This window comes from Cytophagaceae bacterium ABcell3 (assembly GCA_030913385.1).
In the GTDB taxonomy this organism is placed as follows: Bacteria; Bacteroidota; Bacteroidia; order Cytophagales; family Cytophagaceae; genus ABcell3.
The window spans coordinates 441,963-449,813 of record CP133159.1 but is presented as its reverse complement, the minus strand read 5'-3'; the positions used below and the strand labels follow the sequence as shown (position 1 = coordinate 449,813).

2 protein-coding genes are annotated in these 7,851 nt (G+C 40.6%); both read left to right on the top strand.

Annotation, left to right across the window (positions count from 1 at the left end):
• Positions 1-49: 49 nt before the first annotated feature.
• Complete coding sequence (locus tag RCC89_02055; protein WMJ71959.1) at positions 50-1,684, top strand: hypothetical protein; 1,635 nt, start codon at positions 50-52, stop codon at positions 1,682-1,684.
• Between the two features lie 11 nt (positions 1,685-1,695).
• The gene (locus RCC89_02050; protein ID WMJ71958.1) at positions 1,696-7,842 is read left to right on the top strand and encodes a hypothetical protein; all 6,147 of its coding nucleotides are present in this window, start codon (positions 1,696-1,698) and stop codon (positions 7,840-7,842) included.
• Positions 7,843-7,851 lie beyond the last annotated feature (9 nt).

The following is a 7,851-nucleotide window of genomic DNA, read 5'->3' as shown; positions in this document are numbered from 1 at the left end:
CGTTCTCGTACTGATATTACTATCTTCTGTACATGCTTTCGGACAACAATTGGACAAGATAAAGGATGAGAAGATCCGGTTTAGCGGGGGCATTGGCTATAATCACAACTTATACCTGGCCACTGGAACAGATGATCGATTTAACCCATTTAGCAATGTGGTTACTGGTAATGTTACCGCTTCTGGGTATGGGTTTACTGTTCCGGTGTCTTTTGCCTATACCAACCAGCAGTTCTCCCATCAATTACAACCATTTAATATTATAGGATTGAGTCCATCTTATAAAAACTTGACTGTTCATGCAGGATATCGCAATCTGACATTCTCTCCTTACACGTTATCTGGTCATAACTTCTTGGGAGGTGGTGTTGAGTGGAACCGTAATAAGTTTTTTATATCGGCTATGGGTGGTAGGTTAATGCGTGCATCTGAAGGTATTGAAGAAAGGGGCATTTTGCCTGTTTATGATAGGTATGGGGGAGGTATTAAGGCTGGTTTACGTGATGGTGGGGATGAAATTTCCTTTATTACATTTTATGCCCGCGATATGCCGGAGTCTATTTTTTCCCCTTCTGTTTTCTCTGGGGTAAGGCCTATGGAAAATCAGGTTTATAGCATTATTCTTAAAAAATCCATTGCTGAAGATGTTGCTGTTCATTTTGAAGGGGCTGCATCTGCTATTACTCACGATACCAGAGAGGTTTCTCCTATGGCTGCTAGCGGGATAGGCAGTTTGTATTTTATGCCTGTTACTGATAATACGGAGTTTTACCGCGCCTTTAATACCGGAATTACTTTTGGTATCAACAACGGATCTTTTGGTGTTAATTTTGAACGTGTAGAGCCCGACTTTAGGACCTTGGGCGCATATTTTTTCAATTCCGATTTTCAGAACATAACTGGAAACTTCTCAAAAACACTCTTTAAAAATAAAATGTCTCTTTCTCTTACGGGTGGTTTTCAGAGAGACGATTTGTATAATGAAAACATGAGTAGGATGAACAGGTTTGTGGGAAGCGCTAATGTGTCCATGAACTTTAGCGAACGGTTCAGTGCATCCGGCTCCTTTTCCAATTTTAACAGCTTTACGAATGTAAGGCCGGTAGATGAGGTGTTTTTGCAAACAACTGAATTTGACCGGTTGGACACTATGAATTTTGTGCAGCTTTCTCAGAACATGAACCTGAACATGAACTATAAGGTCATTGAGAACAGTAGGCTTATACATAATATGCATGGTGGCGTTAACCATAATCAAATCTCTAATACCATGGGTCTTACACGTATTGCCAATGGTATGACCGCGGCATTTGGAGGGTATAATATTAGTTGGAAAGAATCGGGTCTTAGTGTTGGCGCTAACTTAAATGCTAACCGCAATACCTATGAAGCTGGGAATGCTTATTTTGCTGGCGGTGGACTCAATCTGGGTGCTGCTTTTTTCAAGAAAAAACTTAGGGCTAACTGGGTAACCAACCTGTCCAATAATTATGAAGGACGCAACCTTACTGCTAACCTCGTTTCGATTATAAACTCCTATTCTTTAAAAGTAGGAAAATTTCAGTCCCTGGCTTTGAATATGAGATATACCGGAAGACGTGCTGTTGCCGATGCCCAGCATACCTTCTACAATACATCGTTTCATGAATTTATGGGTACCGTAGGTTATAATTTATCTTTTTAGAATTGCAAACAATGACACCACGCCTAATAAGGATCGCTACATATCTAATTCTTCTGCTTCAGTTTTCAGATGCTTGGGCTCAACAATTGTATCCCGTTCAGGTAAGACCCACTGTTAGAAGTGCCTCCGTATTGCTCGCTGATTATGAAGAGCCATCCAATTTTTCTGTACAAATTAGGATGAATGACCTCTCTGTTTCTACTCATAGGATTAGGTTAAAAGTAAAGTTTTCAAAAGATAACAAAGTTATAGAGTCCAGATATGGAATAGACTTGGAGCTTTCTGGTGGTCAGACCTACATGCTGAACAGGAGGGATCTTCGGGAGTTGTTGGACTATGGTAACTTAGAATATAATGGAGGTATTCACACGAATGAAGATAATATCCGTATACTGTCAGAGGGTTTTTGGAGAATTTCCTTCAGGGCTTATGATGCCAATACGGGTATACCCATCTCCAATGACGAAACTGACTTTGTTACAGTGTCTGTAAACCTCAACGACCCACCTTTTCTCAATACGCCACATAATGTATCTATGCTAGACCCTAACATGGCCGGTAGTAGCATTATGTTTACTTGGACACCTAGGAGCATTATTTCTTCGCCATCTATTAGTGTAAAATATAGAATGCGTATGGTAAGGGTAGAACCTGTGGATAGAAACCCTTATGATGCTATATTGACAGGTTCATTTGAACTGGACAATAGGCCTTTCAGTAATTTGACCACTCCGGTTTTTCTTTGGGACCAGAATATGTTTCCTTTGGAGCCAGGAGCTATTTATGCTTGGCAGGTGCAGGCCTATGAAGAAATAATGGTTGATGGGCAGATAATAAACTCTTCTGCTAGATTTAGAAACCAAGGGGAGTCGGAAGTCTTTACTTTTAGTATTAAGGAAAGCTGCAATCAGGTATCTCCATATAGACCGGAGGTGTCTGAAAACAAAGATCAAGTAGTTTTAAGGTGGCCGGAAGATGAAAATCATACGCAGTATGAGATAAAATACCGCCCTATGAGTACAGAGCAGCCTTGGAAGCTGGACTATACTGAGGGGAATGAACTGGTGCTGACAAAAGTACAACTTGAACCAGGGGTTACTTATGAATATATGATCAGGGCCAAATGTAACAATTGGCTTGATCCGGTATACGGAGGATTATTTACACTACCAGTTATAGAATGCCCACCTCCTGCACCATTATACATTTCTGCCAATAACGAGGAGGGTATTCACCTCAACTGGGAAGATGTTTCTTCGGCCAATGCATATAACATCAGGTACCAGCACAATGCAGGGAACTGGGAGGAAATCATCAACCATAATGGTACAACATTCACTTTGCCTAATATTGAAGAAGGGCAGTATAATGTACGGGTCGATGCAGTTTGCGGGACGGAGACCGGTATAGGTGAAGAGCAAACCATAGCACATGACGACGAGGACTATGTAGGAGACTGCCCTGTGCCAGAACCCCTTACTTTAGTGGTTTCTTCTATTGGCGCACCAGATGGCGGTTTGGCAAATGCTTCGTGGAGCTCCCTTCCTGTTCATGAGAGCTATGAGTTTGTATATCGTCATAGAGATTCTTTAAGGGAAGATGTTCATAATGCCGTTGTAGCTGAAGCGCCAGGTATTGTGGCCCATCCGGGACAGTTGTATAAGTATAGTATTAAATACAACTGTGCCAATGGCAAAAGCTCTATGTCTCCTTTAGGGTGGTTTAGGGTAGATGACGTGAGTGAAGAAGATGTGGTGACAGACCCTCCTACAGCCAATTGCTTTCCTCCATCTGGCACAAGCGCTGAGCCTCGCAGTGAAACTAAGGCGCGTTTTGAATGGCTTGGTGTGAGTGGGGCTAATGAGTACCAGCTATTTTATGCCCCACATGGTACAGAAGAATGGGAGTTGTTTACTACTACACAGAAGTTTGCTAAAATAACCGATCTCGAGCCTGGTGGACAATATGACTATAAAGTACGGTGCCGATGTGGGTCTGACTTTAGCATTTTTAGCGATATCGGATTTCTGGACATGGACATGGAAAGTGAGAGAAGGTGTGATACCATTCCCTTTTTCATAGTCCGCAATGTGACAGAAACAGAAGTTCAGCTTGCTTGGGCTTTTGAAGAAGACAAGAATGGGTATTGGCTGGCCTACAAGGAAGAAAGCCAGTCGTGGGATGACCCGTATATTGAGAACCTAAACAATATTGAAACCCTACTTACCAGCAACTTTTCTAATGATACCCTAAGGTTTACGGTCGGAAACCTAGAGCCAGGCGCTACTTATCACTTTAGGCTTCAAGGAAAATGCGGTACTGACAATGCCAAGTTTAATGGCCCTTTGAGCGCGACCACTGTCGGTGGTGCCGAAGAAGAAGATAGTGAATGTGGTGTGCCAGGTGCTTGCGATAGGTCCGTTACTGACCATATAGAAAGTATTGCTGTAGACGATACCATATATGTCGCCGATTCCTATATGGTTATTAAGTCAGTTGATGGCCCCAGCAATAACCTTTGGTCTGGAACATCCATTTCCGCTGCCCCTTTCTTTGGTTTAAATGAGCATATCCAGCTAGCTTCTTCTTTTGAAAACCTTCATATCAATTCAAAAAAATGTGTAGTTGATGGTACTGTAAGTATTGATTCTGTCAATATGTACCTGTTAGACGAATCTACCAGGCAATATATAAAGGATAGAGCCGATCAGCTTACCGACCTTATTGACTCTGCTACAGACTTGCTCAATCAAGTAGATGATGGTTTAGGTACTGCTGGACAATATGGACAGCAAGCACAAGATTACTTTCAGGGAGGAAGCAATACCGGAAGGGTAGTAACAGGAGAACTGCGTCCGCAAGTTACGGTAGATAGAAATATTGGGGTGGGTGATATATCAGTAGAAGGTGGCCAGTTGAGAGTGGCTGGTGAAACACAGTCTGCCAGCTTGCCAGCCTTGGTTAGAGATAGTGAAGACGAGGTGTTCAGTGTATCGCCTGAAGGCGAGGTTGTAAGGGTTGGACAATATGAGCCAGGTTTTGAACAGCCTTCTGACACCCTTTCAGACCTGGACTTTCGTGTTTCGTTTAAGGAAAATACCAGCCTTGGCATCTATGGGTTTGACGAATTTCAACCTATTTATGGCGAGAAGGTGGCTATGAGGGATTACTATTTAAAACTGGGCGATGACTATTTCTCTGCTAAAGCTATTGTTCCTTCTGCCGTTGATTATGTGGACTTTGAACTATCAGGAAATGCTGATCCAAGCAAGCTAAGGTTTGTAAACCGTGAAGGTTTTGTCTTTGAGCATTCAGGCAATACCATAACCTTGGCCGGTGGGCCGGAAAATGATGCACAAGAGGTCTTTGCCATGTATAATGACGGAGAAGAAGACAAGCTCATTGGCGCCCTTTTGTTGGCTTCATATCCTGTGGTGACCAAAAAGGTAGTTTTGGTGCCAGTAAAGTCAGATTATGACTTTGACAAAAACCTCCAAGATATTGAAGCCAAGGTAAATGAGGTGTTTGGCAAGGTAGGCATGCGGTACACAGTAGAACTGGACAACAGTTTTGCGGACAATACTGATTGGTGTGACATGGGGGTTTGCGAGTTTTCCCCTTCACGGTCTCAGCGGTTGAGCAACGACTATACCGGAAAAGAAAAAGCCATTCGTGACGCTTATGTCAATTTCAAAGACCCTGATAATCTAGACCCAGAAGCAGCATATTTATTTGCTATTGCCGAGCCTATTGCCCCTTATGAAGATGAGGATTTGCAGGGTAAAATGGCATTTGGGAAGCAGTTCGGGTTCCTGTTCAATGTGGAGCGTTCCTCAGAGCAATCCTTAGGGCGGATACTTGCCCATGAACTAGGCCATGGTAATTTCATGTTGCGCCACATTTTTGCCAATCAATACCTGGGCGATGCAGCTAAATACTCAGACAATGTTATGAGTATAAAGGCCGGTCCATCTGCCATAGACCTTATAAAGCTACAATGGGACATCATCCATGATCCAGGGGTGACGTGGGGTATTTTTTCTAGGGATGAGGATCAGCAATATAGTGGAGAAGAGTATTTTCAAAAGTTGTTACAATTAATAAGATGCGCTTATGCAAGTGGAGATGAGGAAATAAGCATGCCTCACAAATATCGTTTGGGGTTAAATGGTAAACTTGTTAACTTTGAATACAGTCTAAACTCTTTATCTTTAGGTGAGTTAGAAGATTTAAAGTTTAATAGTGCTAGATTGTATTGTCCTCCAGCGGATGTTATTATATTAAAAGACTTGGAGGTGAACGAGCATGCTGGTTATATCAAATTTGGCAACTTTAAAATGGTGTTGAAGGCAGAATCCTTTTCCGCAGATCATCCTGTAACGCCATTTGAACACTTTAAGAGATATCTGCTTCCAGAAAGACAGGAAATATATGAAGAATATCAAGAATTAATTAGGGAGCTGGAGGGAAAGGAGTCTTTAAGTAAAGCGGATATTGAAAAGGTTAAAGCAGTTGCTAATTGTGACGCTCAATATTTTTCTGTTTATGATAGGTATCTGCTAATTAGTCATATACTGGATTACCCTAATTTTATTACTGCCTATTATGAAGATCTAGTTCTAGACCTTTTAGTTAATTACACTGGGTCTGTAAGCGATTATGCTAATGAAATGCTGGAATATTTAAATATTGACTATCCTCTCCTTGGCAAAATGTTTAATTTTTATAATTATATTCCAGGAGGGGTATGGAACGAAGATAATTACGAAAGATTCTTGTCTGATATTCTAATGCTATGGCAAGAAAGTGAGTTCTCTAACCCAGACAAATATTCATATCACCAATATGTCCCTATTAGTGCTAACAAACCCGTTTACTCACCAAGAGTGGTTTCTCCTACAGGAAGGTCTTGGTTTCCTAAGGTAGAATATACTTTTATTGATGAGTTTAAAAGAAAGCGGCTAAGAATTAAGGCAATGACATTTGATAGGAGAAGGACAAGTTATTTAGAGTATGATTATTTTCAACCTGTGACTATTGTTTTTGAAAAAAATAATACATCCAAAATAGTTCCTTATGATGTACCTGCGATTTTTTATGCAGGAATTGTGGATTCCGATAATTTGGCCGTAAAAATCGAGAAAGTTTCTTTTGCTGTTGATATTGCTTTGCTTTTTACTGGAGTTGGGAACCTTCCAAAGCTACGCCATCTCACTGGATTGCATAAGTGGGGGAGAATTGTCTTAGGGGGGTTAGATATAACTAGTGATTGTGCTGATATTATATTGTCATATACTAGCTTTTGTGAAGGGAGGACTGAGTTTTGTGAATCTTTTAAGGAGTATAATGACTACTTGAAATTGGCTTTATTGGGTTCAGGATATATAGATTCCAAATTTTTTCAGAGTAGAAGAAATGCCTATGAACAGTACCGTATTAATAGAAGCAATATTAGTAATCCAAGTGTTAAGGAAAAGCTAGATTATCACTTTAGGGATTTGAGTGCCAATCTTCCAGAAGGAAGGTTTAGATCTGTTAGATCTACTGTAGATTACCCTACTAAAATTCAACAAAAGCTGATAGATGAAAGTATCCAGCCCACTAAATTTACAGAAATGGTAAGTAAAGCTGTTGAAAAACTTTCTCAAAATGATTTTAATACTATTAAGAGAATAAGGACTGCATATGATGTATATGATAATACTAAAACTTTTCAAAGAGTAATTTCAAGGACTGATTTGTACAAATACATTTCCGGTGAGCTTTCTAACTGTGACGGGTATATCACCAGCTTGGAAGCTTGTGGCCACTACAGTACTTTTGATGATTATTTTTATGGCTTAAGGTTAGATAAACTTAAAGAAGTAGAAGGCGGCAATTATTCATTTAATGATGGTTCCATTGGTGTTATTAGGTTTAAAGCTAACAATTCAGACAAATTAAATACTCCGTCCTGTAATGTTCCAGATAATGCAAGCTATAGTTGTCATGGATTTACGCAGCCTTTAAATGGAAGGCTTACAGCCCCTGTTTGGAGGGTTGATGAGTGCGTCGATATGCAAGACGGAGCAGAAATTTGGGAAATTTCTTCAGATGGTTCCGAAATCTTAAGAGCAGTTTATTCGAAAGGAGAAAATAAATTTAACCCAGTTCCATGATTTATACCT

What these genes read in the sequence shown, in the direction of transcription:
- RCC89_02050 (WMJ71958.1), top strand. Translation starts at nt 1,696, where the DNA reads ATGACACCACGCCTAATAAGGATCGCTACATATCTAATTCTTCTGCTT.